Here is a 25,915-nt window from a genome sequence, read left to right as displayed (position 1 = left end):
CACCCACCAGGAAACCCCATGACCCAGCACAACCACCTTGAACACTGGCTTGCGCAAGAACGCGACATCCTCGCCACGCTGGACGCAGGCCCCGGCCCTGGGGTGGCCCGGCGCGACCAGATCGCCCACCTGAACGGCCTGGAGCAAATGCAGGCCATGCTGCGTGGCGAGTTGCCTTATGCCGCCATCGCCAAGACGCTGGACTTTTTGATTGTGGAAGCGGGTGAAGGCACGGCCATCTTTCAAGGCACACCGCGCCTGGAGCACCTCAACCCCATGGGCACGGTGCACGGCGGCTGGTTTGCCACCCTGCTTGACTCTGCTCTCGGCTGTGCCATCCACACCCGCATGGAGCCAGGGCGCGGTTACACCACGGCCGAGCTGGGCATCAACCTGGTCAAAGCCATCACGCCCAAGGTGCAGCGCGTGCGTGCCGAAGGCCGCGTGATCCACTGCGGGCGCCAACTGGCCACGGCCGAGGCGCGCCTGGTGGGGCCAGATGGCACGCTCTACGCCCACGCCACCACCACCTGCTTGGTTTTTGACTTGCCTGCACAATCGAAAGGATGAAATTCCTTCACACGATGCTGCGCGTTGGCAACCTTCAACGCTCGATTGACTTCTACACCCAGGTGCTGGGCATGCAACTGCTGCGCCAGTCTGAAAACCCCGAGTACAAATACTCGCTGGCCTTTTTGGGCTTTGAGGGCGGCAACCCCGCGCAGGCCGAGATCGAGCTGACCTACAACTGGGGCGTGGAAAGCTACGAGATGGGCACAGCTTATGGCCACATCGCACTGGGTGTGCCAGACGCGTATGCCGCGTGTGAAAAGATCCGGGCCTCTGGCGGAAACGTGACGCGCGAAGCGGGCCCGGTCAAAGGCGGCACCACCGTGATCGCGTTTGTGACGGACCCTGATGGCTACAAAATTGAGTTGATCCAGCGCGCCGAGGGGGCTGCAGGCGCTGGCTTGCGCTGAAACAAAAAGGGCGCCTGGGATAGGCGCCCTTTTTGCTCTGTTTTTAGTAGCAGCTAGCGCTTATAGGGCGGGCGCTACATGCCGATTTGGCTCTAAACCACTGGTGCAGTGGCTTGCGTTCAGCTCACTTCACCAAGCTCAGCACATCCTTAAAGTCCGGGTGCTCGCAGGTGCGCAGCCACTCAAATGCCACCATTTCGGTGGTCACCAGCTCTGCCCCGGCGCCCGCCAGGCGGTCGAATGCGGCATCGCGGTTGCGTTCGGTGCGCGAGCCGCAGGCATCGGTCACCACCCACACCTCGAATTCGTCTTCAATCAGGTCCAAAGCCGTTTGCAGCAGGCAGACATGGGCTTCGCAGCCCGCGATCACGATGGTGCCGCGCTCTGGTGCTTGTTGGGCAGGCTTTTGCAGGTGTTTGGGCAGGCTGCGGGCATTGCCGCCTTGCTGCGGCTTGGCGGGGGGGCGCAGCCATTCGCCCAGGCCTTCTTCTGCCGCGCTGAAATGCATTTTGGCCAAGGTGCGGGCGCACAGGGCTCGCAACTGCGCATCGTTGGGGCCCAGGCGCGAGGGGTTTTGCTCGGTGCCCCACACCGGCACCTCCATGATTTGCGCCACTTGGGCCAACAGGCGGGCATTGGCCAACACTGAGGGGCCTTCAAAGATGGCGGGCATCAGGCGTTCCTGGTAGTCCACCAGCACCAATTGGGATTCTTCAGCGTCGAGCAGCATGGTTGTATCGCCCCGGTGGCGTTGATTCATTGAAACAGGCGGCATTGTCGCAGCAGCTGAGCCGTGCCGGGTGCTTGGGCTGCTGGCAGCGGTGGTTTTGGCCAAGGCGTCTTTGGGAGGTCGACCTGCTGGATAGCAATGCGTTGCAGGCGCCAGATTGCAAAAAAATGTCACCTGAGCGACAGCCTCCTCAGGGGGCAACGCCTGACTCAGGTCATGAATCACGGTTTTTACGGGCGGTTTTTTCACCTAACCGTGTTACCCTCCGCCCCCATGTCCAAATGGCTTTGCTCACTTCTCATCGTTTTTGCCTCGGCAGCCCATGCGGCCCCCGTTGACGCAAACTCCGACGAAATCGACCGCCTTTTGACCGATAAAGGCTTTTTCACCCAACTGGAACATGTGCGCCTGAGCATGGCTGACAAGGCGCACACCGTGGCAGACCGTGCCTCGGACTTGGTGGTGAACGCCATGGGTTTCCTGGGCGTACCCTACAAACGGGGTGGCAACAGTGCCGAAACCGGGTTTGACTGCAGCGGTTTTGTGCGGGCCATGTACCAGCAAACCGTGGGCCTGATCTTGCCGCGCCGTGCAGACCAGCAGGCGGCTTCTACCGAAGTCATCGACAAGAAAGAGCTGCAGCCGGGCGATCTTGTGTTCTTCAATACCATGCGCCGCACCTTCAGCCACGTAGGCATCTACGTGGGTGACGGCAAGTTCATCCATTCGCCCCGCAGCGGCTCGGAAGTGCGCGTGGAAGACATGCGCCAGACCTACTGGCAGCGCCGCTTCGATGGCGCCCGCCGCGTCACGCCATCGGCCGCCAACCAGTTTGCGGCGCAGGCCGACGACGGCAAGTAAGCCAGCGCAGGCTTGCTGCCTTCGCAACCCCATTTAGCGTGTTCGCTCTCAGGGCTTGACGTTCACGCTCGTGATGGTGGAACGGATGGGCCCTCCGGTCACATTCACGGGGCGTGCTTCGGGGTTTTTCAATAGCGCCTTGGCTGCGGCCATGTCTTCCGTGTAACGGGCGCGGGCCTGTGCGTTGCAAGCCGTGCGCTCTGTCATCGCTGCTGCCTTGCACTCCTCCAAGCTGATCTTGAGCCCACCACCCGCTTCCCGCATGGCAGTTTGGTAGCGCTGTTGTGGCGTGGTGTCTTCCTGGGCGCCCCGCGCCAGAGAGGCGTCTTCCGCTGTCTGTGCATGCAGGGTGCCCATCGGTAGACACAGGGCCAAGGAGGCTGCCGCGCAAGCGAGGCCAGAGCGGCCCAGGGAAAAATCGAGGTGCTTCATTCCAACTCCTTTTCATCAGACGCGTGCGGCCTGCACGCCATGGCTGCCATCATCCGGCGTGGTGCAGCCTGGGCCTGCCAGCGTGTGGCTTTAGCGCGTGCCAGACAAGGCCTACCCGGCCACATGGCATGGAGGCATGGATAGCGCAGTTGTCTGACAACCCGGGCCCTTTTCGGGCCTTACATTCCAGACTTTATTTTTTGAAAGAAATCTCCATGCTGTCTTTGTTGGGAACCCTGCTTGTGGGTCTGGTGGTGGGTCTGATTGCGCGGGCCGTCAAACCGGGCGATGACAAGCTCGGCTGGATCATGACGGCGCTGCTGGGGGTGGCGGGATCGTTTTTGGCCACCTATGTGGGCGTGGCCATGGGGTGGTATGCACAGGGCGCTGCCGCGGGCTGGTTCGCCTCGGTGATCGGCGCGGTGGTGCTGTTGGTGATTTACAGCCTGGTCAAAAGCAAAGGCTAAGCCAGCCCCGCTGCAAGGCCAGTGTGGCCGTGCAAGAGGCAGGCAGAGGGGCAGACTGGGCGCCCTGCCCTTGTCCGCCCATGCCTGCCGCCTTTGCGCGCTAGGGTGCTGTGCAGACAAAGCTGCTGGCATCCTCTACGCTGCCTGTGCCCTTGTATTTGGCAAACTGTGGGTAGGGGCACAGGGGCCGCGTGCGGTTCGGAAAATCAGCGCTGCTGGCCAGGGCCTCGGCGGTGATGCTCTGCGGTGCAATGCCTTTTTCCACCCAATCCACCATGGTCTGGATGGAGTCGAAATTGTCAGTGGCCGGCCCGCCAGAGCAATGGTTCATGCCGGGCACCAAAAAGGTCCGTGCAAAGTTCTGGGTGGCGGCCAGGCCGCCGTTGTTGGCTGCCAGGCGCTCGTAGTAGTCAATGGTGTCAAACGCCGAGAAGATCGGGTCTGACATGCCGTGGATGAACAGCATCTTGCCCCCGCGCTGCTGGAACGCTGCCAGCTTGTCATCACGGTACGTGTCGTAGATGGCTGAGTAAGCCTCCATGCGGGCAGGGTCCGTGTCAAAGTTGAACTTGAGCGGGTCGAATGCCACATCGGGGGGCGTGAAGAATTCGTTGGTCAGTGCGTCCACCATGAGGGTGATGTAGCGGGCGTCGGGCGTGGTTGTGGTGGAGTTGCCCAGCGTCCAACTGCGCCAGCCTGCGGCGGCCAAGCCTGCGTCCCAGGGCTGACCTGTGTAAAGCGCCTTGCCTGCTGAATTGCGTGGACCGGCAAATACATTTTTGAGTGCGCCCACTTGCGCTGATGACAGACAGCTGTCCGTCTTGCTGCCGCTGCATTGCAGCACGGCGGGGTCGAACGCCTTGCAGGCCTGGAAGTTTTGCGCCAGGCCATCGACCACCCCGTCGGCAGCGTCGCACGTGGCATTGACGGCATTGGCTACCAGCTTGAGATCGCCATTGCTGAAGGCCTGCGACAGGATGCGCTTGCCGCTGGCGTCTTGTGGCGCGATGGCGTTGAACTGGATGGTGTTCCACATGGCGGCCACCGTGGCGCCGCTGGACACGCGCATGGCGGGCGCCCCTGCGGTGATGCCGTCAAAGTAGTCTGGAAACCGCTGCGAGAACATCATGCCCTGGCGTCCACCGCCCGAGCAGCCCGAAAAGTACGAGCGGTCTGGCTTGCGGCCATAACGGGTGCTGATGAGCGACTTAGAGGCCACCGCCGTTTTGTCGTACGAGTTGTAGGCGTGGTCAATGCGCGCCTGCGGGTCGGCACCAAAGCTGGCGCTGGTGCCGCTGTGCCCCGCATCGGTGGACACCACGGCAAACCCTTGCCCAAGGGGGGATGCGGTGCCGCCCGAGATGCTGGAGCTGAGCGACGTGTCGCGCAAGATGCCATCGTTGCCCCCACCACCGATGAACAGAAACCGCCCATTCCATTGGTCCGGCAGGCTCAGCTGAAAGCCGATGGCGTAGTTTTTGCCATCCACGCCCACGCGGGGGTTGATGCTGCCGGTGACCACGCAGTGCCCAGGCAGAAAGCTGCCCGACGTGGCGCCGCCAGGGCGGCGGGTGTCCGCAGGTACGTAACTGGTGGCCAGCGTGGTGCCGCTGAGCTGGGCCTTGGTGACCAGGTCGGCGCAGGCGGCCGCTGGGTTGGCGGTTTCGGTGACCAGCACGGCGCTGCCGCCGCCGCAGGCACTCAACGCCAGCGTCAGCGGTGCCAGCAGTGCTGTGGGCCAGCGGCTGGTGCGCAGTGCGGGGCCCGTTTTTCCGGGCGGGGTTTGAAGGGCCCGGCCGTGGTGTGTTGGGCGTGTTTGGGGCATGGCGTGTCTCCTTGTGTTTTTGTGTGCTCTGAAACGCGGCGCAGGATCAGTCGGCCTTGAACCCGGTGGCAGCTACGGCCTTGCCCCAGGTCACGGCGTCGGCCGCAATCACGCGGGCAAACTCCTCGCGGGTGGTGCCGGTCGCGCGAAAGCCAGCGTCTTCCAGCTTGGCCTTGCCATCGGCCGATTGCACGGCCTTGATCACGTCGGCCTGCAGACGCGCCAGGATGTCGGGCGGCGTCTTGCTGGGCGCCACGATGCCAAACCACGAATTGAATTCCAGACCGCTGTACCCCTGCTCTTTCATGGTGGGCACATCGGGCAGCGCGTTGGACCGGGTGCCCCCCGTGGTGCCCAGGGCAATCAGCTTGCCCGCCTTCACGTTGGGGGCCGCCAGGCCCACGCTGGCAAAGACGCCCTGGACATCGCCACCAAACAAGCCCCCCAAAGCATCGGCCGTGCTTTTGTAGTGCACGGGCTCGGGCTTGAGCTTGACGGCCTCGCCAAACATGAAGGCGCCAAAGTGGCCCGGGGTGCCTGCGCCAAATGTGGCCAGGAACAGCCCCTTTTGCTGCTGTGTCCAGGCCACAAAATCTTTGACGTTGCGAGCGGGCACCTTTTGCGGGTTCACCAGCAAGGCAAAGTCTGCGGTGACAACCTGGCTGACTGCGGCAAAGTCCTTTTGCGGGTCGTAGGGCAGCTTGTTGTAGCTGCTGGGGGCAATGCTGAGCTGGCCCGTTTCGCCCAGCATCAGCGTGTAGCCGTCGGGGGTTGCGCGTGCGGCCTCACTCGCTGCAATCAAGCCGCCAGCGCCGGGTTTGTTGTCTACGATGACGCCCAGGTTGCCCCAGCCCTCCGAGAGCTTTTGCGCCAGCAGCCGGGCCACGATGTCCGGTCCCGTGCCTGCGGCAAAGCCCACGATGATGCGCACGGGCTTGTTGGGGTACGGCGCCGTTTGCGCCCAGGCCCCAGTGAAGGGCGCGAGGCCGGTGGCCAGCACCGCAGCCATGCTGGCAAGCCGGAGGGCGCTGCGGCGGGTGGTTGGGGCGGGGTGGGGTTCGTGTGTCATGGCAAAGGTCTCCTGGTGTTTTTCGAGTGCTGGGTGTGATTGGTGTGACGGGCCCATAGCGGGCCGAGAAGCTGATCGTTCTGGCATGTGCTGACGTGTCTACATCACCTCCCAAAAGCGCATGGCCACTGCATCCGGGTAACGGGCGCCGCTGCCGGTGAACAGGCGCTCGGCAATCCAGCGCAAGGTGGGGGACGCGGTTTCAAACTGGGGGCTACAGCGAAAGTAGATGAGCGCCGGGTCCACCAGCTCGCCGCGGGCCAGCTGTGCCATCAGCTCCGGCGGGCCCGAGCGCAATGCGCGGTTTTGCACATAGACGAGGTCACCGGCATCGGTCTCCAGCGTGTAGCGGGCATCCAGCTCGGCCAGGGTGTCGCTCACGATGAGCTGAAAATCCGCCCCTCCTGCCAGCACCCGCGCTTGCCAGCCATCGCCCGTGGCGTGGCCGCCGGTAATGGGGATCAGGCGGCGCAGGCCATGCACGGTGCGGCCCACCTCTTGGGGGGCGCCCACCTGCACACGCAGGTCGGCGAAAAAGCGCAAACGGGGTTCAGGCAATGGGACAGGTTCGGTCATAGTGGGCTTTGGGGTTTTTGCAAGGTGCAACGCAACATAGCGTAAGCCCTGTGGCGCTGGATTCGCGTCATCCCTGAAGATGACACAATGACTTTCACCTGCCGTTGCGCTGCATACCACCCATGAGGCATTGGCTCCCAGCAAGCACCTTGGGCGATGGCATTGCGCCGCCCACTCACGGCACGGGCGCGGCCCTGGGCGGCATGGTCCAGCGGCTGGGCGATGCCGGCTTTGCCAGCGGTTTGCTGCAAGAGCTGGCCCCTGTGCTGCCCGCAGCGTCGTGGTCGGTGTACCGCACAGGGCGCCATTGCCAGCCCACGCTGTTCATGTCTGCCAGCCACGGTATTCCAGACACCACGCGAGATTGCTGGTGGGCCTACCTCTCAGGCCCTTACCGCAGCGACCGCACTTGGGGGGAATCGGTCGCGGCCGCTCCCAGCACCCGCTTGTGCCACCTCACCGCCAGCGAAGTGGGCGGCGAACACCAGGCGCGCGTGTATGAGGCCCACGGAATGGCCGAGCGGGTCTCCATCGTCGAGCATGAAAACGATGGCGCCGTGTTTGCCGTCAACTTTTACCGCCACCAGCACCAACGGCCGTTTCTGGACCGGCAGATCAGCGACTTTGAAACCATGGCCCCCGTACTGCTGGCCCTGGCGCGCAAGCACATTGCCCTGGCCCAGCACCAGCCTGTGGCTTTGCCAACCACCCGCACCCCGCCCCATGGCTTGCCCCAGCAATTGCCTGCGCTGCGCGAGCGCCTGCTGCGGGCCCATGCGGGCCTGACCGAACGCGAGCTCGATGTGTGCACCCGCCTGCTACAAGGCATGACGCAAGAGGGTATTGCCTGTGACCTGGGCCTGAGCCTGCCCACCGTCAAAACCTACCGAAACCGCGCTTTTGGCCGCCTGGGCATCCATTTTCGCAACGAGTTGTTTGCGCTGGCGCTGGGCCACTAAGAACCTGTTCTAAGCCTTGGCAGGCGGCGCTGTCGCCAGGCACCCCTCCTCTTTTCAAAGGGCCCTCGCCCTTCATCCCCTCTTAATCTTGACCGCTTCCAATGCAGTTCGTGGGCAGACAGCCTGCGCCTTCTCGGTTCATCTTCTTTGAAAGTTACCCATGAAACTGCACATCACCGCACTCGTTTTGGCCCTTGGTTCTGCTGCTGCATTTGCTGGCCCCACCTGCAATGTTCCGCAAGACAAATGGATGAAAGAGGCCGACTTCAAGGCCGGGCTGGAAAAGCAGGGCTACCAGATCCGCACCTTCAAGGTCAGCAAGGGCAAGTGCTACGAAATCTACGGCTTGGACAAAGCTGGCAAAAAGGTGGAAATCTATTTCGACCCCGCCACTGGCGCTGAACTCGAACGCAAGTAAAGCAACGTCGCGCAGACCGACCCAGGCCATTGCCAAGCGAGTTGCCCATGAACCCTAGCCCTTCTGATCAAGCCCCCTCAGCCACCAGGGTGTGGGACCCGTTCGTTCGCATTTTTCACTGGAGCCTGGTCACCTGCGTGGTCTTGAACCAGTTTGTGCTGGAAGACGGCAAAACTGCGCATGAGTGGGTGGGCTACATCGCCAGTGCGCTGGTGTTGGCGCGCGTGGTGTGGGGCTTCGTGGGCAGCAGGCACGCGCGGTTCAGCGACTTCTTCCCCACCCCTGGCCGACTGCTCCGCCACGTGCAGGCCCTGCGCCAGGGTCAGCAATTGCACTATGAGGGGCATAACCCACTGGGCGCTTTGATGATGCTGGCGTTGATGGCGCTTGTGCTGGCCCTGGGCGCCACGGGCTGGCTGCAAACCACTGACGCATTGTTTGGCGAAGAATGGCTGATGGAACTGCACGAGAGCCTGGCGCAAGCGCTGCTTTGGGCTGCAGGGTTGCACGCGGTGGCGGCCATTGCCATGGGGCGGCTTGAGCGCGTGCGCCTGGTGCGTGCGATGGTCACGGGCGTGAAACAGCGTTATTGAGACGAAGGCCCCAGGTGCGACTGCTGTTGTTGGAAGACGACCTGACGTTGGGCGAAGGCCTGCGGGACTATCTTGAGCAGGACGGTTACCTGGTGGACTGGTGCGCCACGCTGGCACAAGCCCGGGTGTTGGCCTCCGATCCTTACGACGCGTGGTTGCTCGACTGGAATTTGCCCGACGGATCAGCCTTGGACTGGCTGCGGGGCCTGCGCTCCAAAGGGGCCAAGACCCCGGTGCTGGTGCTTACAGCGCGGGATTTGCTCAGCGACCGCATTCACGGCCTGGACAGCGGGGCAGATGATTTCCTGGTCAAGCCCTTTGCCCCTGAAGAACTGTGCGCCCGCCTGCGCGCCCTGTTCCGGCGCATGGCGGGTGGCGCCCCTTGCAAGACGTTTGGAGCCGTGGACGTGGCTTTGGCCGACAAGACCGTGCGCCTGCACGGCCAGCGGGTGGAGCTGACGGCCCGCGAATGGGCGGTGCTGGAGGCCTTGGTGCTGCGCGCCGGGCGCACCGTTTCAGCCGCCGACCTGGAGGCGCTGGTGCTGGGGCTGGACAGTGAACTCAGCAGCAACGCCCTGCAAGTGCACGTTTTTCACCTGCGCAGCAAACTGGGCAAAGGTCTGATTCAGACAGTGCGTGGCTTGGGTTACCGGATAGAGGCACCCCATGCCATTGGCTGACGGCCTGCGCGCGGCCCATCCTCCGTCCATTCGTGGCCGGTTGACGCAATCGCTCCTGTGGACCGCCATTGCTTTTGGTTTGCTGACCACCCTGGTCGTCTGGCTGGTGATGGCCCATGAGATGGGTGAGCTGATGGACCAGGAGCTGCGCGAGACTGCCGAGATTTTTCATGGGGTGTTGGCAGCCCAGCCCGCCGAATCGGCAGGTGGCCCATTGAACGCCACTGCAGGCCCGCACTATGGGTACGAGGAGCACTTGGTATGGCAAGTGATCGACAGTGCCATGGGCGAGGTACGACAGCGCTCACACAAGGCGCCCGCAACGCCCTTGCTGGCGAAGGCAGACACCAAAGCCCTCTGGACTGCCGACGGCCAATGGCGTGCTTTTGCCCTGCCCTTGAATCCCCAGGCAACGCGCTATTTGGTGGTGGCACAAAGCCGCAATGAGCGCAATGAGGCACGCAGCGAGGTGGTGCTCTACACCCTGGGCGCAGCCCTTTCGTTGGGGCTGCTCTCTGCGTTGTGGATGAGCTGGCGCATCCGCCAGGAACTCAGTCCGCTGGGGGCCCTGAGCCAAGACGTGCAACGCTACGACCCCCTGCGGCCCGAGACGACACCCCGCGCTGAGCCCAGGGCGGAGCTGGTGCCTATCGAAGCTTCGGTGGCTGAGCTGGGGCAGCGGCTGGCCCGGCGTGTTGTGAGCGAGCGTGCCTTCACCGCCCATGCGGCCCATGCCTTGCGCACGCCTGTGGCAGGTATTGATGTGCAACTGGCCCTGGCCATCAAAGAGGCCCCAGAAGCCATTCGCCCCCGGCTGGTGCGGGCCCGCGAGGCCGCTGGGCGCCTGGGGCGCGTGATGCAGGCGTTGCTGATGATGTTTCGCAGCGGCATCGAGCCCAAGCGCCAACCGATTGAGCTGGAACCATTTATCCGATCGCTCTCGTTCCACGATTTGAACATCGAGATCCAAGCGCAAGGGCCTCTCTTTGCCGATCCCGATCTGCTTGCGGCCGCTTTGTTGAACCTGCTGGACAACGCCCAGCGTTTCCACGCGCGCACCGTTTCTGTCACGGCATGGAGCCGGGGCGCAGAGACGGTTTTGCGCCTGCAGGATGACGGCGACGGCTGCCCCCCGCAAACCAAGTCGGATCTGCAGCAGGCGCTGCGGCAGCAAGCTTACGCAGAGGGCAGTGCCATGCGTGGGCTGGGCTTGGTTTTGACCGATCTGGTGGTCCGCGCACATGGCGGGCATACTTCCCTACCCGACTGTGCCCAAGGCTTTTGTATTGAGCTTTGCTGGCCAGATCCGGTGCAGGGCCCTTTGGCCCCGCAAGGCCAAAGAGCCACCCCATAAAAATGACCCCGAGAGAGAGACCCCCGATGAGAACCCAACTTCAAACCCCTCACCCCGTAGGCACGGTGCGCCTGTGCGCAGCGCTCTTGGGCCTGGCAAGCGCCCTGGCCGCACATGCCGAGGCGCCGATGCACACCGACGATGCCGGCACCCTGGGCCAAGGCGCGATGAAGCTGGAGACTGTCATCGGCCGCGAGGGCAAAACCCGGGGGGGCGAGCTGCTGTGGGGCGCAGGGGTTTTGCCCAACCTGGAGATGGAAGTCTCGCTGGCACGGGCCACAGACCGCAGCACCGCACCATCGACCACGCTGCAAGGGCGTGGGCTGGGGCTGAAATGGGTGCCATGGCAAAACGAAACGGGTTGGTCCCTGGGGGCGCGGCTGGATGTGGGGCACACCCGCGTGCGCGACCCAGCCACCCCCGTGCGTTTGACCCACCGCGAATACGCGCTCACCGGTTTGGCGACCTACCGCTTTGTGAACGAGCAGGTGCTGCACCTCAACGTGGGGCGCAAATCCACCAAGCTGGACGGCGTGCGCAACAACGCGGCCACCTGGGCTGTGGGGTACGAGCTGCCCTTGGCGCAGCGGCTGCAGCTCACCTCTGAGGTGTTTGGCGAGCGGCACAGCCGCCCCGACAAGGCTGTGGGCCTGCGCTATGAAGTGGCCGATGGGCTCAAGGTCTCTGCTGCAGTGGGCCGGGGCAATGGCCGCACCTTCAGTCAGTTGGGCATGGCCTGGGAGTTTTGAGCTTGGTTTTGGGCGCCGGTGCTGGGCCTCTTGCCAGCACGGCACAATCAGCAGCCTATGTCTGCCCACGGCGCCTACCCTGCAGAGCCCATTCCACCCCGGTCTGACCGCGCTGCCCTTGTGCAGGCGTGGGTACAGGCCCTGCGCAACCAGGCCAGCAGCGCCCAGCTGCAAGCCCTGGCGCCGCTGAGCGACGCCGAGGCCGCCCGCGTGATGGCCCTGCTGCGTGGCGATGTCCACGCGGCGCAGCCCGGGCCATGGCCCAACGCCCCAGCTGCGGCCAAGCCCAAAGACGCCGACACGGGCATTGCCCCAGGTCATTTCACCCCCCGCATCACCCTGATGACGCTGGGCCGGGGCGATGGCCTGCTGGGCCTGCAACCGCAGGGCAAGCTGGGCCCGCGCGGCGACAGCGTGACACTGGTGCAGATCGACTGGACCTACCGCACCGACGGCGGCGCCACCTGGCAGGCGGCTGCGCCTACCTCGATCCTGAACGCCCGCCCTGCCCCCGTGCAGGACCTGTTTGACACCGGCGGCCCTGTGGTGCGCATGCAGCGCAACCTGGCGGCTGAATCCGACGCCATGGACCGCGTGTGGGACCTGGGCCTGACCCCCGTGGATGCCCACAAACTGCAGTGGCGCCACCGCGCAGCCGCCAGCACCCTGGGCCCGGTGTGGACGCTGCCGCAAGAAGCGCACTTTGGCGACTTCTGGGCCGAGCAGATTCCCCAGTTGCGCGCTGAGGGGTGGAGCGTGGTGGTGCGGCCCGGCTTTGCGCACGAAAGCGTGCCCGTGCTGCGCTGGAAGCTGCACATCGCACCCGACACGGGCGAGCTGCTGGGCAAGGAAGTGGACGGCCAGTTGGGTTCGCGCGAACGCCCCGTGCAAAAGCTCATGCTGCCCGAGCGCGAAGGTGCCTGGCTGCTGACGCTGGGCATTGAGATTGACGGCCAAACCCTGGACCTCGCCCCGCTGCTGGCCGACCTGCTGCGCCGCGATGCGCGCTGGCTCAACGCCCAGCAAATGGCCGCCATTGACGACCTGGCCATCATCAAACTGCGCGCCCCGGGCGGCAAACGCATTGAGGCACCGGCCGGGCCACTCAAGGCCATCGTGGGCGCGATGGTGGACCTGTTGACCGATCCCACCCGCAACCAGCGCAAGGACGGTGACCCGCTGCACCTGGGCGCGTGGGAGGCCCGCCGCATCGAGGCCCTGCGTGCCGGGCTGGTGCAAGCCCACCGCGTAGGCACCGTGAACGGCTGGAGCAACGACTGGCAACTTCAGGGCGATGCAGGCCTGGCCCACTTGGCCCAGCGCCTGCGCCGCATCGGCACGCCCCGGCCTGTGGCCGCACCGCAGGGGCTGCAAGTGCAACTGCGCCCGTACCAATTGGAGGGCTTGGCCTGGCTGCAATACCTGCACGAACAAGGCCTGGGCGGCATCCTTGCCGACGACATGGGCCTGGGCAAAACCGCGCAGGCCCTGGCCCATGTGCTGGCTGAAAAGGAAGCCGGGCGGCTGAAGCGCCCCGCCTTGGTGGTGGTGCCCACCTCGTTACTGTTTAACTGGCAGGCCGAGGCGGCGCGCATGGCCCCCGGCCTGCGCGTGCTGGTGCTGCACGGGGCCAGACGAGGCGAGCGTTACCTGCACATCGCCGAGCACGACTTGGTGCTGACCACCTACCCCCTGCTGTGGCGCGATGTGGAGGCGCTGGCTGCGCAGCCGTTTCACCTGCTGATCCTGGACGAAGCCCAGATGGTCAAAAATGCGGGCGGCCGCAGTGCCCGCGCCCTGCGCAAGCTGCAAGCCCCACACCTGCTGTGCCTGACGGGCACCCCGCTCGAAAACCACCTGGGCGAACTGTGGGCGCAGTTTGATTTTTTGATGCCCGGCTTTCTGGGTGATGTGCGCAGCTTCAACGCCCGCTGGCGCAAGCCCATCGAGGAAAACGGCGAAACCCTGCGCGCCCAGCTGCTGGCCCAGCGCGTGCGCCCTTTCATCCTGCGCCGCCGCAAACAGGACGTAGCCACCGAACTGCCGCCGCGCACCGAAACCATCCTGCGCGTGCAGCTGCAAGGCAGGCAGCGCGAGCTGTACGAAGCTGTGCGCACCACGGCCGACAAGCAGGTGCGCCGCGCACTGGAGCGCCAGGGCTTTGAAGGCTCGCAAATCGCCATCCTGGACGCGTTGCTCAAGCTGCGCCAAGTCTGCTGCGATCCACGATTGGTCAAAGGCATAAAGCAAGGCCCCCACGCTCCGCCGCTGCGCGGGTCGCTGCCCCCCGAGGGGGACGCTTTTTTGCCTTGGGGCGGCCCGGCGGCAAAAAGGACCGCGCAGACGATGGAGCGCGCCAAGCTCGAACTGCTGGCCGACCTGCTGCCCGCCCTGGTCGATGAAGGCCGCCGCGTGCTGGTGTTCTCGCAGTTCACTGAAATGCTCTCGCTGGCGGCGGAGCAACTCGACACCCAGGCCCTGCCCTACCTCACACTCACGGGCCAGACGCCGCCGGGCCAGCGCGGTGCAGTGGTCAAGAGTTTTCAGGCACAGGACGAAGCCAGCGCGCCCATCCTGCTTGTCAGCCTCAAGGCCGGGGGCGTGGGCCTGAACCTCACCGCCGCCGACACCGTGATCCACCTTGACCCGTGGTGGAACCCCGCCGTGGAAGAACAAGCCACCGCCCGCGCCCACCGCATCGGGCAAGACCAGCCGGTGTTCGTCTACAAGCTGGTGGTGGAAGGCAGCATCGAAGAACGCATGCTGGAGCTGCAGGCCCGCAAGGCCGCGCTGGCCCAAGGCGTGCTGGGCCACGACGCAGAGGGCGCGGTGAAGTTCAGCGAGGCCGATCTGCGCGCCCTGCTGGCGCCACTGACCGAGCCAGCCAACAACCCGCTGGCCATTCCTGGCGAAGATGCCTTGCGCTGGGGTGGCACCGGCAAGCGGCGGCCCCGGCCGCTGCAGCCGCCTGAAGTTTGAGTGTTTTTTGCCTCTAGCGCTCTCTGAATAAGCGCTAGCAGCTATGCTTTTGGTAGCATTTTCGGTGCAGAAAAGGCGCAAGCGACAAGGCCAATAACCCCTTGGGCCACCGATGAGGCGGTGCAGGCCAGCTCTCAGCCCCTTTCTTCGCGTTCAGTGCGCTCAGCGGCCACGCCGCGCAACAAGCGCAGGCCATTGGCCACCACCAGCAGGCTGGCCCCCATGTCGGCAAACACCGCCATCCACATCGAGGCATTGCCAAACACCGCCATGGCCAAAAAGGCCCCCTTGATGCCGAGCGCAAACACGATGTTTTGCCACAGCACATTGCGCGTGCGGCGCGATAGGCGGATGACCTCGGGGATGCGGCGCAGGTCGTCGTTCATGATGACGATGTCGGCCGCCTCCATGGCGGTGTCGGTGCCTGCGGCGCCCATGGCGATGCCAATGTGTGCACGCGCCAGGGCGGGTGCGTCGTTGATGCCGTCGCCTGTCATGGCGGTGGGGCCCAGGTCGGCTTGCATGCGTTCGATGGCGGTGACTTTGTCCTCGGGCAGCAAATTGCCTTGGGCGTTGTCGATGCCCGCTTGCCGGGCGATGGCCTGGGCGGTGGACACGTTGTCGCCAGTCAGCATGACCGAGGCCACGCCCAGCGCATGCAGCTGCGCTATGGCCTCACGGGAGCTGTCCTTGATCGTGTCGGCCACGGCAAACAGCGCCAGCACCTCGTGTGCATTGGCAAGCAGCGTGACGGTGCGGCCCTGGGCCTCGTGCACGGCCAACAGCTCCTCCAGGGCCGCAGAGCACAGCCCCCGCTCCTCCACCAAACGGTGGTTGCCAAGCCACAGCGTCTGGCCTTGCGACTGGGCCAACTGTGCCTCCACCCCTCGGCCCGGCAGGGCCTTGAAGTGGCTCACGCCGCCGGGCCCAGCGGGCAGGCCCCGGGCGATGGCTTTGGAGACGGGGTGGTCGGAATGCCCGGCCAAGTCTGCGGCCCACGCCAGCACGGCGGCTGCGGGCTGCTGGGTGCTCAGCACCTCTTGGGCGACGAGCTTGGGCTTGCCTTCGGTGATGGTGCCGGTCTTGTCCAGCGCGATGGCTTTGAGTTTGTAGGCGTCTTCCAGGTACACACCGCCCTTGATGAGGATGCCCCGGCGTGCGGCGGCGGCCAGGCCGCTGACCACGGTGACGGGGGTTGCAATCACCAGCGCGCAGGGGCAGGCAATGACCAGCAGCACCAGCGCCTTGTACAGCGCCTGTGTCCAGGTGAAGTCCAGCAATACCGGGGTGAGCACGGCCACCAGCAAGGCCATGACAAACACGACGGGGGTGTACACCGCAGCGAACCGGTCCACAAACTGCTGAGTGGGGGCCCGTGAGCCTTGGGCCTGCTCCACCGACTGGATGATGCGCGCCAGGGTGGTGTTGTTGGCAGCCGCCGTCACGGCGATTTCGAGGGTGCCGGTTTCATTGATGGTGCCCGCAAACACCAGGTCGCCCTGGGCCTTGTCCACCGGAATGCTCTCCCCTGTGACAGGGGCTTGGTTGACGGCGCTGGTGCCGCTGGTCACCGCCCCATCGAGCGGGATGCGTGCACCGGGCTTGACGCGCACGGTGGCTGCCACGGGCACGTCGGCGGCGGGCTGCAAAGCCCAGCTGCCGTCGCTTTGGCGCACTTCGGCGGTGTCTGGGGTCAGGGCCAGCAGGCTCTTGATGGCGTTGCGGGCGCGGTCCACCGCTCGGCCCTCAATCAATTCAGCGATAGCGTACAAGGCCATCACCATGGCGGCCTCGGGCCACTGGCCAATGAGGAAGGCGCCGGTGACGGCCACGGTCATCAGGGCGTTGATGTTCAGGCGCGCCTGCATTAACGCGGCCAGGCCCTTGCGGTAGGTGGAGAAACCTGCCAGCCCGATGGCGCCAGCCGCCAGTGCCATGCCCAGGCCTTTGAACACGGTGGTGTCGGGGGAGAAGAATGACAGGGCCTCTGCCGCAATCGCCAAGCCCAGTGCCAGCACCATGCGCCACAGGCCTTCGGTGGCGCCATGGGCCTGCGCCCCTGCATCGTCTGTGCCAATGGGCTGCGGGTCAAAGCCCGCCTTGCGGATGGCTGCCACCGCGGCCGGGATGGCATCGGCCGCTGCGTCAATCGTCAAAGTGCGCGCACCCAGCTGAAACCCCAAGCCGCGTATGCCGGGGATGGAGGCCAGCGCGCGTCGGATTTCGCTTTCTTCGGCAGCGCAGTCCATGGCGGCGATGCGAAACACCGTGCCTTGGGTGGCTTGCGCAGCCGGTGGTGCGTTGCCTGGCTGGGTTGGGGTGCAGTGGTGGTCGCCGCAGCAGCTGTGTGCCGTGGCGTGGGTGTGGAGGGCTTCGGTGGACTTCATGGTGTGACGGCGTTGTATGCAGTCTATTGGAAACCTTGAAGTGACTTCAATGTCAAGCAGGGGCGAGGTTTCTTCTTTCCGTTTGGCGTGCCCGCATCCTGTGGATTGGGTGAATTATGGGTATTTTGAGGCTGTAGCGCTTATGAATAAAGCGCTAGCAGCTATTGATTTGATAGCGATTTGATAGTGATTTGGACGCAACCTGGGTAACCCCAAAACCGCGGTGCCGTGGCCTGATCGCTAGGATGTGCGGCTGCACAGTTTTGGTGCAAGCCTGCCCGACATAGACGGGCCAAACACGGGCCATAGACGACCCATGCCACGGAACCTTTCACGTGCCCAAAAGAATCAGCGTCTGGTTTCACTCCAGGGTGCTCAGCAACACCCTGTCCTTATCGAGCAGCGAACGCTGGAAAGCCAGCCTGGGGGCACTGCTGTGCCTGGCAGCCTGTGGGCTGCTGCTGCGCAGCCTGCCGCTGGATGCGCACTGGCTGCTGGCCCCTGTGGGGGCCAGTGTGGTGATTTTGTTTGTGCAGTTTCACAGCCCGGTGGCGCAGCCGTGGCCGTTGCTGGGCAGCTACCTGATGGCCACCCTGGTGGGGCTGGCCTGCTCGCACTGGGTGGCGCAGCCCGCGTGGGCCGCGGCCCTGGCGGTGGCGCTGTGCATCTGGCTCATGGCCCGGCTCAATTGCGTGCACCCGCCGGGGGGTGCGCTGGCCTTGTTGCTGGTGCTCAACGGGCCTTACACCCCCGCGCAAATGCTGGCCGTGGGCGAGTTGATTGGCATCAACGCTGTGGCCTTGCTGGTGGTCACCTTGTTGATCAACCGCTGGGTTTTGCGCCGCCGCTACCCGCACAGCAGCACACCGCCTAGCCCGGGCCACCGCACGCAAGACCAGGCGCCCATAGAGCGCATGGGGCTGACTCATACTGACCTGGAGAGCGCCGTCAAAACGCTCAACACCTTTGTGGACGTGCAGGAAGACGAGCTGGTCGAGATTTACAACCTGGCCGTTGACCATGCGTTTGGGCGCCATGTGGGGTTGACCTGCGCGGACATCATGTCATGCGATGTCATCACCGCCCACTTTGACACCGACCTGGCCGTGGCCTGGCAGCTGCTGCGCAAGCACAAGATCAAGTCGTTGCCGGTGATCGACCGGTTTGACCGCCTGATCGGCATCGTGACGGTTGCAGACTTTCTGCGCCAGATCGATGCCCAGGCCACGCCCAAAGACCTGGCAACGCTGGTGCAGGCGCTGCTCAAGCGCACCCCGGGGCCATATGCCGACAAGCCCGAGGTGGTGGGCCAGATCATGAGCCCGGAGGTTTTTACCGCCACGCCGCAAACACCGCTGTCTGAGCTGATCCGCCAGATATCGCAGCGCGCCCTGCCCCATGTGCCGGTGATTGACGCGCGGCGCAAGGTGGTGGGCATGGTCACGCAGTCTGACCTGCTGGTGGCGCTGTACAAGAGCATTGCACTGGACCAGGCCAGCCAGTCGGCCAAGGCTTGAGCGCCTGGGGGCTGCGGTGCGGCCCCGCCCACACCGCCCACGCCACATTGCACCGCTTTATGCGTGGGCTGATTGCTGCCGCCTGCGCAGCAGCGTGCGCGCCGCCCAAAACACCACGCAGCCCCCAAAGGCGCCAAACACCAGGGCCAGCCCCAACTGCAAGGCCAGCAGCCCGGGGCGCAGGCTGCGGTCCACGACCGATTCGGCGGGCTGTGCAGGGTTGACCCACACGGGCACCGGCGCGCTCGTGCGTTCAGCGCTCTGCAATCTGTGCCCCAGTTGCTCTTGAAAGCTGCCAATGTTGTCTGCGCGCGTGGTGATGGAGGCGCGGTCTCCGGTGTATTCCACCCCGGCCACCTGGTAGCGGTAGTGGGTCGAGACGCGGTAGGTGGTGCCGCCTTTGCTGGGCTTGTGGCTTTGGAGCGTGGCCGAATCCACCTGGGCCGGCACGCTGTGCCACGTTTGCATCCGCGCCCAGTCGTACACCATGGGCGCGGTCATGAAGAGCAGGATGCCCAGGCCTGCGGCGGCAAACGGCACGGCCAGCACGGCCAGCACGGCCAGCATGACCAGCCCAAGCAGCGTTTGCTTTTTGTCGGCAGCAGTGGGTTTTTTCATCCATGGGGCTTTCTGTGGTGGGGCTGGTTTTTGGCGCTCAGTGCTCAGTGCTCTGCACAGGGCTTTGCGCTCAGGGCTTTGCGCTCCAGACGCAAGCTGAGCCAGATGCGCAGCAGCACCCACCACATGCCCAGGCCAAAGCCCGAAAACCCGAGCGCCACTATCAGCTGCAATGCCAGCAAATCCAGACGCAGGCTGCGGTCTGCCACCGACTCAGCGGGCTGCGCAGGGTTGACCCAGACCTGCACTGGGGTGCCTGAGCGTTGAGCGGCCTCCAGCCTCTGGCCCAGCTGTTGTTGAAACATGCTCACGCCGTCGGTGCCGTCATGCAAAGAGGCCCGTTGCCCCAAGTACACCTTGCCATCGACCTCGTAGCGATAGCGCACCTCTACCCCATAGGCAGTGCCGCCCTTATGCCCAGGCTCCTTGATGGTCGCAGCTGACTCCACCACCGCCGGTGTGGCCTGCCACGACTGAGCGCGCACCCAGTCCACCACTTTGGGGCCTACGCCAAACAGCAGCATGCTCAGACCGAGCACGACAAAAGGCAGCAGAAAGAGTGCCGCCAAGCTGAGGGTGAGCGGCGATGCTGCGGGGCCCGGGCGCCAGCCGCTGGTGTTGGCGGCGCGCTGCGTTGGGGGCGGTGAGGAGGTGCTTGGCATCAGAAATCGTGTGAGTGTGCGCGGGTTCAGCCCCACTTCAGGCCGATTGCGTGGGCAGCCCGGTGGCATTGGATAGCGTCTGCAGCATCTGGTCTGCCACGGCCTTGCCGCCCAGGCTGTCGGCCACAGTGATAGCTTTGCCGTTTTTCAGCACAACCCGAATCCGGTACCACACGGTGTGCTCCGCTCCGGTTTGCGAGCTGTAGCTTTGCATGAGTTGCAAGCCGCGCAAATCGCTGCGTGGCACTTGGTGCCAGGCAAACATGAAGCCCAGCAGGCGCTGCTCGGTGCGCAGGCCCTGGCCATCGAGCTGCACGCGCAGGCTATTGCACAGCGCAAAAAAGCCCCACAGCAACATGGCCCCACCCACGCCGCCAAACAGCACCATAAACAGCACAGGCGCCTGTATGGCCTTGGCTGCCATGCCAAAGCCAAAGAACACCCCACCCATAACCAGCCACAGCAGGTTGTGCCGCCAGAGGCGTCCGTAGGGCTGGTACAGGTGCACCCCCCCATTCACCAGCTTTAGGTCGCGGACTGCATTCAGCTCTGCCTCACGCTGTGCCTTCATCAGCGGATGACTGGCCGCATCCTGACCCAGCCCGGTGGATTCTGTGTGCGTGGCGTACACCGGAACTTCAAACTGGCGCGAGAACTTCATCGCCGGATCGGTGCACTTCAGCCGCACCGTCCAGTGGTGCTTGCTGTCTCCGACAGGGTCTTCCGATTGAGGCAGTCCGTTGGGTACGTTCAGGCGAAACGATACGCGGCTGCCCAACCCTTGTGGCAGCACTTGCGCTACACCATCAGTTTGCCAAACCATTTTTTCGCGCGACTCGGTGCTCTTGTCGCCCGCCGAGCGGGTCTGGTCGTGGTACGCGCAGCGCAGCGTGACATCAAACCGCAGGTCGGGGCGATAGGCGACTGCAGGCAGATCAATGGCAGCCCCTACATGCCCGCCAATGGAGCCAGGAAACGGGTCCATCACCAGGCGCACGTCACCGTGGCTGTGCGCGTCCCTTGTGGCGCGCACAGCGGCTGCGATCAAGCCAACAGCCACCAGCAGCATGACCCCGATGATCCAGACCACCGCCGTCTCACCGCGAGCCAAAGCCTTTGGAATCTGCACATAGGCCAGGGGCGTGGTGAGCAGGGTTGAGGCCACGGCGAAGCCCCATAGGATGACGACCTCCCACCGCTTGTCCGAGCGGATGCGGTTGGACGCCCACGCTTTGCGCAGCAGCCAGGGCCTGTCTGGCTGCAAACCCGGTGTATCTTCCGATGGGCCCATCACGGTCCCCCCTCGTTTGGTGTTTTGTTTGGTGTTTTTGTGGTGCGGGCCGTGGCGCTGCCACAGGCCAACGGTTGCGATGGTGCGCCGCCGCTCTTGCCAAGCCCAGTCTAGCGCTCGACCCATTTTTAAAGTCAAAATGGCACATGGCGCTTATGGAATAAGCGCCAAAAGCTATCAAATAAATAGCACAAACACCCTGTCAATCCTGCCCGCCAGCCCCATGACCACCTCCACCCAGGCTCCTACGCCCCGCTACTGGCTCATGAAGTCCGAGCCCGAAGAGTGCTCCATTGACGACGCCTTGGCCGCCCCTGGCGCCACTGTGCCCTGGACGGGCGTGCGCAACTACCAGGCGCGCAACTTCATGCGCGATGGCATGCAAGTGGGCGACGGCGTGCTGTTCTACCACTCCAGTTGCCCCGAGCCCGGCATTGCAGGCCTGGCCCGTGTGGCCAGCGGCACCCGGGCCGACCCGACGCAGTTCGACCCGACCTCACCGTATTTCGACCCTAAGTCTCCCGCCGACGCCCCCCGCTGGCTGCTGCTGGACGTGCAGGCCCTGCGCAAAACACGCCTCGTCAGCCTGGCCGAGCTGCGCAGCACCCCGGCGCTGGCCAGCATGCGGGTGCTGCAAAAGGGCAGCCGCTTGTCCATCACACCGGTAGAGCCTGGCGAGTGGGAGGCCGTGGCGCAACTGCTGGCCCGCTGAGCGTTGCGGCGGGGCTGCACACGCTGTTGTGGCGCTGATTGAGCACCGATTCAGCGCTACCCGGCCTGGTACACCAACACCTTCAGCGCCCTGCCCTCGTCCACATCGGCAAACACGGCAGGGTTGGCCACGCGCTCCACAAACTTCAGTTCGGGTGCGAGTTCCTGCATCTGGTTTTGCAAAAAGTCCACGCCCAGCTCGGGTGCGTTCAGGCACAGCAAGGCATGGCCGCCTGGCGCCAGCAAATCGGGCAGGCGGCGCATGAGGCGGGCATAGTCTTTGGTGGCCACGAAGCTGCCTTTTTGGTAGCTGGGCGGGTCCACGATGACCAGCCCATACGGCCCGCTGCGGGTGATCTTGCCCCAGCTGCTGAAAATGTCGTGCGCCAAAAAGCTGGCCCCGGTGGTGATTCCGTTGAGCTGGTGGTTTTGCTGGCCAATCCCCATGGCGCCATGGCTCATGTCCACGTTGACCACCTGCTTGGCCCCGCCCTGCAGCGCCACCACCGAAAAGGCGCAGGTGTAGGCAAACAGGTTGAGCACCTTCAGACCATAGCGGTCTTGCCTGCGGGCCTCGGCATAGTTGCGCACCCAGCGGCGGCCTTCGGCCATGTCCAGGAACAGGCCATGGTTCTGGCCGCGCAGCACATGGGTTTTGAAGCGAGCGCCCTGCTCGGTCACGGTGTGCGGGTCAGGCACCTCGCCTTGCATCAGCCGCGTTTCGGTGCGGCCCTGGGTGCGCAGCGCTTCGTTGCGGCACTGAAACACCCAGTTCAGCGGCTGGCCTGGGGCGATGGACTTCCAGCGTTCCGCCAGCGCCGCGCCGATGGCCGCCAGTTGTCCCTCGGTTTCGTTGTCTGCAGGCAAAAAGCTGGTCAGTACGAAGACGGGCGGATAGGCATCCAGCGTCCACTGCTCGCAGCCTGGGTGGCGGCCCCCACGGCCGTGAAAGATGCGTTGCGCATCGGTGGGCAGGGGCATGGAGGCGATGGCGTCGAGCAGGGCTTGCATTCGGTAGGGCTTCTGGCAGTAGGGGCGTAGGGGCCCCAAAAAACTGGCTGCCGCTGCAGGACTGGCACGGCAAAGGCTGCCGGTGTGTGTCGCTGGGAGCGGAGGGATTCGAGGGCTCTGAAGCTTACTTGTTCTTTGCCTCTTTGAAGCTTACCTCCGCGTCAGCTCATCAGTGCCCGCCCTGCAATGCCTCCAGCGCCACATGCTGCAGCAACATGATGGTTTTGCCGTCCTCAACGGTGCCTGCACGGATGCCCGCCAGCGCCTCGCTCAGCGCCATCTCGACCACCTCGATGTCTTCGCCTTCGTGCGCCAGCCCCCCGCCCTCTTGAACACGGTCTGCCGCTTCGTAGTCGGCCACAAAGAAGTGCAGCTTTTCGGTGACGGAGCCCGGGCTCATGTAGGCCTCAAACACCTTGCGGGGGGCGCGGATGCGGTAGCCGGTTTCCTCTTCAGCTTCGCGGCGGATGCAGGTCTCCGGGTCGTCGCCATCGAGCAGGCCGGCGCAGGCTTCCAGCAGATGGCCATCGGCGCAACCGTTGAGGAACGCTGGCAGCCGGAACTGCCGCGTGAGCACCACCGTGCCGCGCCGTGGATTGAACAGCAGCAACGTGGCGCCGTTGCCCCGGTCGTAGGCCTCACGGCTCAGGCGCTGCCACTGGCCGTCGCGGCGTTGCAACTCGAACGTGACCTTGCGCAGCACATACCAGTCGTTCGACAGCAACTGCACGTCCAGCAGGCGCACATGCTCGGCCTGGGCGTTGATCGGTACGGGTGAGGGGCGGCTCATGCGGCAGCCCCTTCGTGGCTCGTCGCCCGCACTGGCAATTCGTCGATGTGGTGGTACACCGGCAGGCCCCGCACCTGCGCCCGGGCCACATCCATGTCCGCACCACGCGATGCGCCGGGCAAGCGCAACACTGCGTCGCAGCGCGCCAGCAGCCGCTCGGCCACCGGGTACTGGTAGGCATGGAACACCGCATCGCCGGGCTCGCGCCCACCCGCCGCATGGATGATGGGCAACGCCAGCCATTCGCCCAACAACGGGAGATGGCCGCGCTCGTAGATGGGCAGTGCCGCAGCCTCCAGTCGGGCTCGGTTGGCTGCGATTTTGGTGGGATCGCCGTCGGTGCCCGACAGGTAGGGGCCCGCAATCAGGACCAGCAGTGGGCGATCGGGTGCATCGGTGTCAGGCATTGGATTGTCAAAAGGTTGATTCGTGCAATATCATGCACTTTCAATTAAATTCGTGCAATCACATTTCTGCGCCCAACCTTTCAGACAAACCACGCCATGCTCACCACCCAGCGCAAGCAACTCATCCTCCAGCGCCTTCGGCAGGAGGGCCAGATCGTGGCCAAGGCATTCAGCGAAGAGCTGGGCATCTCAGAAGACACGGTACGGCGCGATCTGCGAGAGCTGGCCGCCGAAGGCCAGCTGCAGCGCGTGCACGGTGGTGCGCTGCCCGCTTCTGCCGCCATCGGTGATATGCAGGTGCGCGCTGTTTTGGCTCCCGACGAAAAACGGGCCCTGGGCCGCGCTGGCGCAGCGCTGGTGCAGCCGGGCCAGGTGGTGATCCTGGACGGAGGCACCACATCGCTGCAAGTGGTGCAGCACCTGCCGCTCACCCTGCGCGCCACGGTGGTCACCCACAGCCCCACCATTGCGGTAGCACTGACTGGCCATGCGCAGATCGAGGTGCTGGTGTTGGGCGGCCGTCTGTTTCGGCATTCCATGGTGAACGTGGGCGCCAGCGTGGTGGAAGCCGCCGCCCGGCTTCGCGCGGATCTGTACCTCATGGGGGTGACTGGTGTGCACGCCCAGGCGGGGCTGACCACGGGCGATTTTGAAGAGGCCGCCGTCAAGCGGGCACTGCACGAGCGCGCGGCCGAGACCGTGGTGCTGGCCTCTGCGGACAAGCTGGGTGCGGCTTCAACTTTCACTATTGCCCCCCTCAGCGAACTTGCGGCCCTGGTGGTGCCCGCCTCCACCCCAGCCCCCTTGCGCAAAAAGCTTCAGGCGGGCGGCGTGAAGGTCAGCACCGCCATGGCCTGATCAGCTGGCAGACGCCGCGCTCTGGCGCAAATGGGCCACCAGCGCCTGTGCAAAGCCGGACAGCACCGCGCCCTTGCGCACGCAAATCTGCAGGTCGCGCTGTGCCCAGGGCTCGTTCATTTCCAGCACCACGGGCGGCTCGCTCAACCCTGCCACCTGCAAGGCGGCACCCCGTGGCACCAGGCCAATGCCCACACCTGCCCCGACCATGCGGCACACGGCCTCAAAACTGCGCACCTGGATGCGCACATCGAGGTGGCGCCCCAGTGCGGCTGCAGCGTTCATCGTGAAAGTATGGATGGCAGAGCCCGCGTGCAACATGACAAAGGCATGGTCGATCACCTCGGCAAACCCCATCTGCGAGCGCCCAGCCAGCCCATGGCCTGCAGGCACGATGAGCACCAGGCGGTCCTGCCGGTACGGAACCAGTTCCACCCCCGCGCCCGAGCCACTGTCTGCCAGCACGCCCACCTCGATCTCACCACCGGCCACCGCCACCACAATTTCTGCGCTGGTGCGCTCCTCCAGCGTCACGCTCACCTGCGGGTGCTGCTTCAAAAAACCGGCCAGGTCGTCGGGCAAAAAGGTGTGCGTGGCGTGCGTGTTGGCCCACAGGCTGACATGGCCGCGAATGCCCGATGCAAACGGCTGCAGGTTGGCGTGCATTTGCTCGATGCGCGCAAACACCTCGCGGGCGTTGCGCAGCAGGGCCTCGCCCGCAGGCGTGAGGGCCAGGCCCCGGGTCTGGCGCTCAAACAGCGGCGTGTTCAGGGCATCCTCCAGCCGCCGCAGCCGGTGGCTGGCCGACGAAGGGGCGAGGCAGGCCCGCGCGGCGCCGCGCGTGAGGTTGCGCTCCTCGGCCATGGCCACAAACAGGCGCAAATCCACAAGGTCGTAGTTCACAAACGGGCTCCTGGCGGGGGTGGCGGACTGTGCGCTGCGTTCGTATTTAACGAACGCATGCTTGGGAAATGGGCAATTGTGCCGCCAG

27 protein-coding genes are annotated in these 25,915 nt (G+C 64.7%); 14 read left to right on the top strand and 13 right to left on the bottom strand.

Annotation, left to right across the window (positions count from 1 at the left end):
• The first annotated feature begins 18 nt into the window (after positions 1-18).
• A complete protein-coding gene (locus CLU86_RS07385; RefSeq protein WP_099655451.1) occupies positions 19-570 on the top strand; it encodes a PaaI family thioesterase in 552 nt (183 codons plus the stop codon).
• On the top strand, positions 567-980 hold the full coding sequence (gene gloA, locus CLU86_RS07380) for a lactoylglutathione lyase (RefSeq protein ID WP_099655450.1): 414 nt from the start codon (positions 567-569) through the stop codon (positions 978-980). The genes CLU86_RS07385 and gloA overlap by 4 nt, the downstream gene beginning before the upstream one ends.
• 124 nt (positions 981-1,104) lie before the next feature.
• Here the strand turns inward: gloA and CLU86_RS07375 are convergent, their stop codons facing one another.
• Entirely contained in the window at positions 1,105-1,710 is a 606-nt protein-coding gene (locus CLU86_RS07375; protein WP_099741159.1) for an isochorismatase family protein, read from the bottom strand.
• A 273-nt stretch (positions 1,711-1,983) separates the two neighbouring features.
• Here CLU86_RS07375 and CLU86_RS07370 point away from each other — a divergent pair, with 273 nt between their 5' ends.
• Positions 1,984-2,571 carry a C40 family peptidase gene (locus CLU86_RS07370; protein ID WP_099655448.1) on the top strand — a complete coding sequence of 196 codons (588 nt, stop codon included), beginning with the start codon at positions 1,984-1,986 and terminating at the stop codon, positions 2,569-2,571.
• 48 nt (positions 2,572-2,619) lie between these two features.
• On the opposite strand, the gene CLU86_RS07365 is transcribed toward CLU86_RS07370, so the two are convergent.
• On the bottom strand, positions 2,620-3,003 hold the full coding sequence (locus tag CLU86_RS07365) for a hypothetical protein (protein WP_143226678.1): 384 nt from the start codon (positions 3,001-3,003) through the stop codon (positions 2,620-2,622).
• A gap of 215 nt (positions 3,004-3,218) precedes the next feature.
• Between CLU86_RS07365 and CLU86_RS07360 the strand changes: the two genes are divergently transcribed.
• A complete protein-coding gene (locus CLU86_RS07360; protein WP_099658630.1) occupies positions 3,219-3,470 on the top strand; it encodes a GlsB/YeaQ/YmgE family stress response membrane protein in 252 nt (83 codons plus the stop codon).
• Between the two features lie 100 nt (positions 3,471-3,570).
• Here the strand turns inward: CLU86_RS07360 and CLU86_RS07355 are convergent, their stop codons facing one another.
• The 3 genes from CLU86_RS07355 to CLU86_RS07345 all read right to left on the bottom strand — a co-directional run bounded on the left by CLU86_RS07355 (position 3,571) and on the right by CLU86_RS07345 (position 6,940).
• Positions 3,571-5,295 carry a tannase/feruloyl esterase family alpha/beta hydrolase gene (locus CLU86_RS07355; protein ID WP_199175105.1) on the bottom strand — a complete coding sequence of 575 codons (1,725 nt, stop codon included), beginning with the start codon at positions 5,293-5,295 and terminating at the stop codon, positions 3,571-3,573.
• 46 nt (positions 5,296-5,341) lie between these two features.
• Positions 5,342-6,364, bottom strand: coding sequence for a tripartite tricarboxylate transporter substrate binding protein (locus CLU86_RS07350; RefSeq protein ID WP_099741157.1), 1,023 nt, complete (start codon positions 6,362-6,364; stop codon positions 5,342-5,344).
• A gap of 99 nt (positions 6,365-6,463) precedes the next feature.
• Complete coding sequence (locus CLU86_RS07345; RefSeq protein ID WP_099741156.1) at positions 6,464-6,940, bottom strand: DUF3237 domain-containing protein; 477 nt, start codon at positions 6,938-6,940, stop codon at positions 6,464-6,466.
• 122 nt (positions 6,941-7,062) lie between these two features.
• On the opposite strand from CLU86_RS07345, the gene CLU86_RS07340 reads away from it, so the two are divergent.
• The 7 genes from CLU86_RS07340 (at position 7,063) to CLU86_RS07310 (ending at position 14,672) form a co-directional block, all read left to right on the top strand.
• Complete coding sequence (locus CLU86_RS07340) at positions 7,063-7,899, top strand: helix-turn-helix transcriptional regulator (RefSeq protein WP_199175104.1); 837 nt, start codon at positions 7,063-7,065, stop codon at positions 7,897-7,899.
• Positions 7,900-8,059: 160 nt separating this feature from the next.
• Positions 8,060-8,317, top strand: coding sequence for a PepSY domain-containing protein (locus CLU86_RS07335; protein ID WP_099741155.1), 258 nt, complete (start codon positions 8,060-8,062; stop codon positions 8,315-8,317).
• A gap of 47 nt (positions 8,318-8,364) precedes the next feature.
• Entirely contained in the window at positions 8,365-8,910 is a 546-nt protein-coding gene (locus tag CLU86_RS07330) for a cytochrome b/b6 domain-containing protein (protein ID WP_099741154.1), read from the top strand.
• A 14-nt stretch (positions 8,911-8,924) separates the two neighbouring features.
• Positions 8,925-9,590 carry a response regulator transcription factor gene (locus CLU86_RS07325; RefSeq protein ID WP_099741153.1) on the top strand — a complete coding sequence of 222 codons (666 nt, stop codon included), beginning with the start codon at positions 8,925-8,927 and terminating at the stop codon, positions 9,588-9,590.
• The gene (locus CLU86_RS07320; RefSeq protein ID WP_099741152.1) at positions 9,577-10,944 is read left to right on the top strand and encodes a HAMP domain-containing sensor histidine kinase; all 1,368 of its coding nucleotides are present in this window, start codon (positions 9,577-9,579) and stop codon (positions 10,942-10,944) included. The genes CLU86_RS07325 and CLU86_RS07320 overlap by 14 nt, the downstream gene beginning before the upstream one ends.
• A gap of 26 nt (positions 10,945-10,970) precedes the next feature.
• Positions 10,971-11,693, top strand: coding sequence for a hypothetical protein (locus CLU86_RS07315; protein WP_233194859.1), 723 nt, complete (start codon positions 10,971-10,973; stop codon positions 11,691-11,693).
• A 57-nt stretch (positions 11,694-11,750) separates the two neighbouring features.
• Positions 11,751-14,672, top strand: a complete 2,922-nt coding sequence (locus tag CLU86_RS07310) for a DEAD/DEAH box helicase (RefSeq protein ID WP_099741151.1) — start codon at positions 11,751-11,753, stop codon at positions 14,670-14,672.
• A 134-nt stretch (positions 14,673-14,806) separates the two neighbouring features.
• Here the strand turns inward: CLU86_RS07310 and CLU86_RS07305 are convergent, their stop codons facing one another.
• The gene (locus tag CLU86_RS07305; RefSeq protein ID WP_099741150.1) at positions 14,807-17,059 is read right to left on the bottom strand and encodes a cation-translocating P-type ATPase; all 2,253 of its coding nucleotides are present in this window, start codon (positions 17,057-17,059) and stop codon (positions 14,807-14,809) included.
• A 335-nt stretch (positions 17,060-17,394) separates the two neighbouring features.
• Here CLU86_RS07305 and CLU86_RS07300 point away from each other — a divergent pair, with 335 nt between their 5' ends.
• Positions 17,395-18,576, top strand: a complete 1,182-nt coding sequence (locus CLU86_RS07300; protein WP_099741149.1) for an HPP family protein — start codon at positions 17,395-17,397, stop codon at positions 18,574-18,576.
• Positions 18,577-18,633: 57 nt separating this feature from the next.
• Here CLU86_RS07300 and CLU86_RS07295 read toward each other — a convergent pair whose 3' ends face one another.
• The 3 genes from CLU86_RS07295 to CLU86_RS07285 are packed head-to-tail and all read right to left on the bottom strand — an operon-like array spanning position 18,634 to position 21,147.
• Complete coding sequence (locus tag CLU86_RS07295; RefSeq protein WP_099741148.1) at positions 18,634-19,194, bottom strand: DUF3592 domain-containing protein; 561 nt, start codon at positions 19,192-19,194, stop codon at positions 18,634-18,636.
• A gap of 44 nt (positions 19,195-19,238) precedes the next feature.
• Positions 19,239-19,856, bottom strand: coding sequence for a DUF3592 domain-containing protein (locus CLU86_RS07290; RefSeq protein ID WP_158236319.1), 618 nt, complete (start codon positions 19,854-19,856; stop codon positions 19,239-19,241).
• Positions 19,857-19,893: 37 nt separating this feature from the next.
• Positions 19,894-21,147, bottom strand: a complete 1,254-nt coding sequence (locus CLU86_RS07285; RefSeq protein ID WP_143226677.1) for a hypothetical protein — start codon at positions 21,145-21,147, stop codon at positions 19,894-19,896.
• Between the two features lie 223 nt (positions 21,148-21,370).
• Here CLU86_RS07285 and CLU86_RS07280 point away from each other — a divergent pair, with 223 nt between their 5' ends.
• Positions 21,371-21,859, top strand: a complete 489-nt coding sequence (locus CLU86_RS07280) for an EVE domain-containing protein (RefSeq protein ID WP_099741145.1) — start codon at positions 21,371-21,373, stop codon at positions 21,857-21,859.
• A 56-nt stretch (positions 21,860-21,915) separates the two neighbouring features.
• On the opposite strand, the gene CLU86_RS07275 is transcribed toward CLU86_RS07280, so the two are convergent.
• The 3 genes from CLU86_RS07275 to CLU86_RS07265 all read right to left on the bottom strand — a co-directional run bounded on the left by CLU86_RS07275 (position 21,916) and on the right by CLU86_RS07265 (position 24,066).
• Positions 21,916-22,869: a class I SAM-dependent methyltransferase gene (locus CLU86_RS07275; protein WP_099741144.1), complete on the bottom strand. Its 954-nt coding sequence runs from the start codon at positions 22,867-22,869 to the stop codon at positions 21,916-21,918.
• 169 nt (positions 22,870-23,038) lie between these two features.
• Positions 23,039-23,659: an NUDIX domain-containing protein gene (locus tag CLU86_RS07270; RefSeq protein ID WP_099741143.1), complete on the bottom strand. Its 621-nt coding sequence runs from the start codon at positions 23,657-23,659 to the stop codon at positions 23,039-23,041.
• Positions 23,656-24,066, bottom strand: coding sequence for a DUF4406 domain-containing protein (locus CLU86_RS07265; protein WP_099741142.1), 411 nt, complete (start codon positions 24,064-24,066; stop codon positions 23,656-23,658). Before CLU86_RS07265 ends, CLU86_RS07270 begins: the two co-directional genes overlap by 4 nt.
• 96 nt (positions 24,067-24,162) lie before the next feature.
• On the opposite strand from CLU86_RS07265, the gene CLU86_RS07260 reads away from it, so the two are divergent.
• Entirely contained in the window at positions 24,163-24,924 is a 762-nt protein-coding gene (locus tag CLU86_RS07260) for a DeoR/GlpR family DNA-binding transcription regulator (protein WP_099741141.1), read from the top strand.
• Here CLU86_RS07260 and CLU86_RS07255 read toward each other — a convergent pair whose 3' ends face one another.
• Positions 24,925-25,827, bottom strand: a complete 903-nt coding sequence (locus tag CLU86_RS07255) for a LysR family transcriptional regulator (protein WP_099743382.1) — start codon at positions 25,825-25,827, stop codon at positions 24,925-24,927.
• Between the last annotated feature and the right edge of the window lie 88 nt (positions 25,828-25,915).

Origin of the sequence: Acidovorax sp. 62 (assembly GCF_002754495.1) — a bacterium.
Classification (GTDB): Bacteria; Pseudomonadota; Gammaproteobacteria; order Burkholderiales; family Burkholderiaceae_C; genus Acidovorax.
Note: the sequence above shows the minus strand (reverse complement) of the source record. Positions and strands in the feature narration are given on the sequence as shown.

What these genes read in the sequence shown, in the direction of transcription:
- CLU86_RS07385 (WP_099655451.1), top strand. Translation starts at nt 19, where the DNA reads ATGACCCAGCACAACCACCTTGAACACTGGCTTGCGCAAGAACGCGAC.
- gloA (WP_099655450.1), top strand. Translation starts at nt 567, where the DNA reads ATGAAATTCCTTCACACGATGCTGCGCGTTGGCAACCTTCAACGCTCG.
- CLU86_RS07375 (WP_099741159.1), bottom strand. Translation starts at nt 1,710, where the DNA reads ATGCTGCTCGACGCTGAAGAATCCCAATTGGTGCTGGTGGACTACCAG.
- CLU86_RS07370 (WP_099655448.1), top strand. Translation starts at nt 1,984, where the DNA reads ATGTCCAAATGGCTTTGCTCACTTCTCATCGTTTTTGCCTCGGCAGCC.
- CLU86_RS07365 (WP_143226678.1), bottom strand. Translation starts at nt 3,003, where the DNA reads ATGAAGCACCTCGATTTTTCCCTGGGCCGCTCTGGCCTCGCTTGCGCG.
- CLU86_RS07360 (WP_099658630.1), top strand. Translation starts at nt 3,219, where the DNA reads ATGCTGTCTTTGTTGGGAACCCTGCTTGTGGGTCTGGTGGTGGGTCTG.
- CLU86_RS07355 (WP_199175105.1), bottom strand. Translation starts at nt 5,295, where the DNA reads ATGCCCCAAACACGCCCAACACACCACGGCCGGGCCCTTCAAACCCCG.
- CLU86_RS07350 (WP_099741157.1), bottom strand. Translation starts at nt 6,364, where the DNA reads ATGACACACGAACCCCACCCCGCCCCAACCACCCGCCGCAGCGCCCTC.
- CLU86_RS07345 (WP_099741156.1), bottom strand. Translation starts at nt 6,940, where the DNA reads ATGACCGAACCTGTCCCATTGCCTGAACCCCGTTTGCGCTTTTTCGCC.
- CLU86_RS07340 (WP_199175104.1), top strand. Translation starts at nt 7,063, where the DNA reads ATGAGGCATTGGCTCCCAGCAAGCACCTTGGGCGATGGCATTGCGCCG.
- CLU86_RS07335 (WP_099741155.1), top strand. Translation starts at nt 8,060, where the DNA reads ATGAAACTGCACATCACCGCACTCGTTTTGGCCCTTGGTTCTGCTGCT.
- CLU86_RS07330 (WP_099741154.1), top strand. Translation starts at nt 8,365, where the DNA reads ATGAACCCTAGCCCTTCTGATCAAGCCCCCTCAGCCACCAGGGTGTGG.
- CLU86_RS07320 (WP_099741152.1), top strand. Translation starts at nt 9,577, where the DNA reads ATGCCATTGGCTGACGGCCTGCGCGCGGCCCATCCTCCGTCCATTCGT.
- CLU86_RS07315 (WP_233194859.1), top strand. Translation starts at nt 10,971, where the DNA reads ATGAGAACCCAACTTCAAACCCCTCACCCCGTAGGCACGGTGCGCCTG.
- CLU86_RS07310 (WP_099741151.1), top strand. Translation starts at nt 11,751, where the DNA reads ATGTCTGCCCACGGCGCCTACCCTGCAGAGCCCATTCCACCCCGGTCT.
- CLU86_RS07305 (WP_099741150.1), bottom strand. Translation starts at nt 17,059, where the DNA reads ATGAAGTCCACCGAAGCCCTCCACACCCACGCCACGGCACACAGCTGC.
- CLU86_RS07295 (WP_099741148.1), bottom strand. Translation starts at nt 19,194, where the DNA reads ATGAAAAAACCCACTGCTGCCGACAAAAAGCAAACGCTGCTTGGGCTG.
- CLU86_RS07290 (WP_158236319.1), bottom strand. Translation starts at nt 19,856, where the DNA reads ATGCCAAGCACCTCCTCACCGCCCCCAACGCAGCGCGCCGCCAACACC.
- CLU86_RS07285 (WP_143226677.1), bottom strand. Translation starts at nt 21,147, where the DNA reads ATGGGCCCATCGGAAGATACACCGGGTTTGCAGCCAGACAGGCCCTGG.
- CLU86_RS07280 (WP_099741145.1), top strand. Translation starts at nt 21,371, where the DNA reads ATGACCACCTCCACCCAGGCTCCTACGCCCCGCTACTGGCTCATGAAG.
- CLU86_RS07275 (WP_099741144.1), bottom strand. Translation starts at nt 22,869, where the DNA reads ATGCAAGCCCTGCTCGACGCCATCGCCTCCATGCCCCTGCCCACCGAT.
- CLU86_RS07270 (WP_099741143.1), bottom strand. Translation starts at nt 23,659, where the DNA reads ATGAGCCGCCCCTCACCCGTACCGATCAACGCCCAGGCCGAGCATGTG.
- CLU86_RS07265 (WP_099741142.1), bottom strand. Translation starts at nt 24,066, where the DNA reads ATGCCTGACACCGATGCACCCGATCGCCCACTGCTGGTCCTGATTGCG.
- CLU86_RS07260 (WP_099741141.1), top strand. Translation starts at nt 24,163, where the DNA reads ATGCTCACCACCCAGCGCAAGCAACTCATCCTCCAGCGCCTTCGGCAG.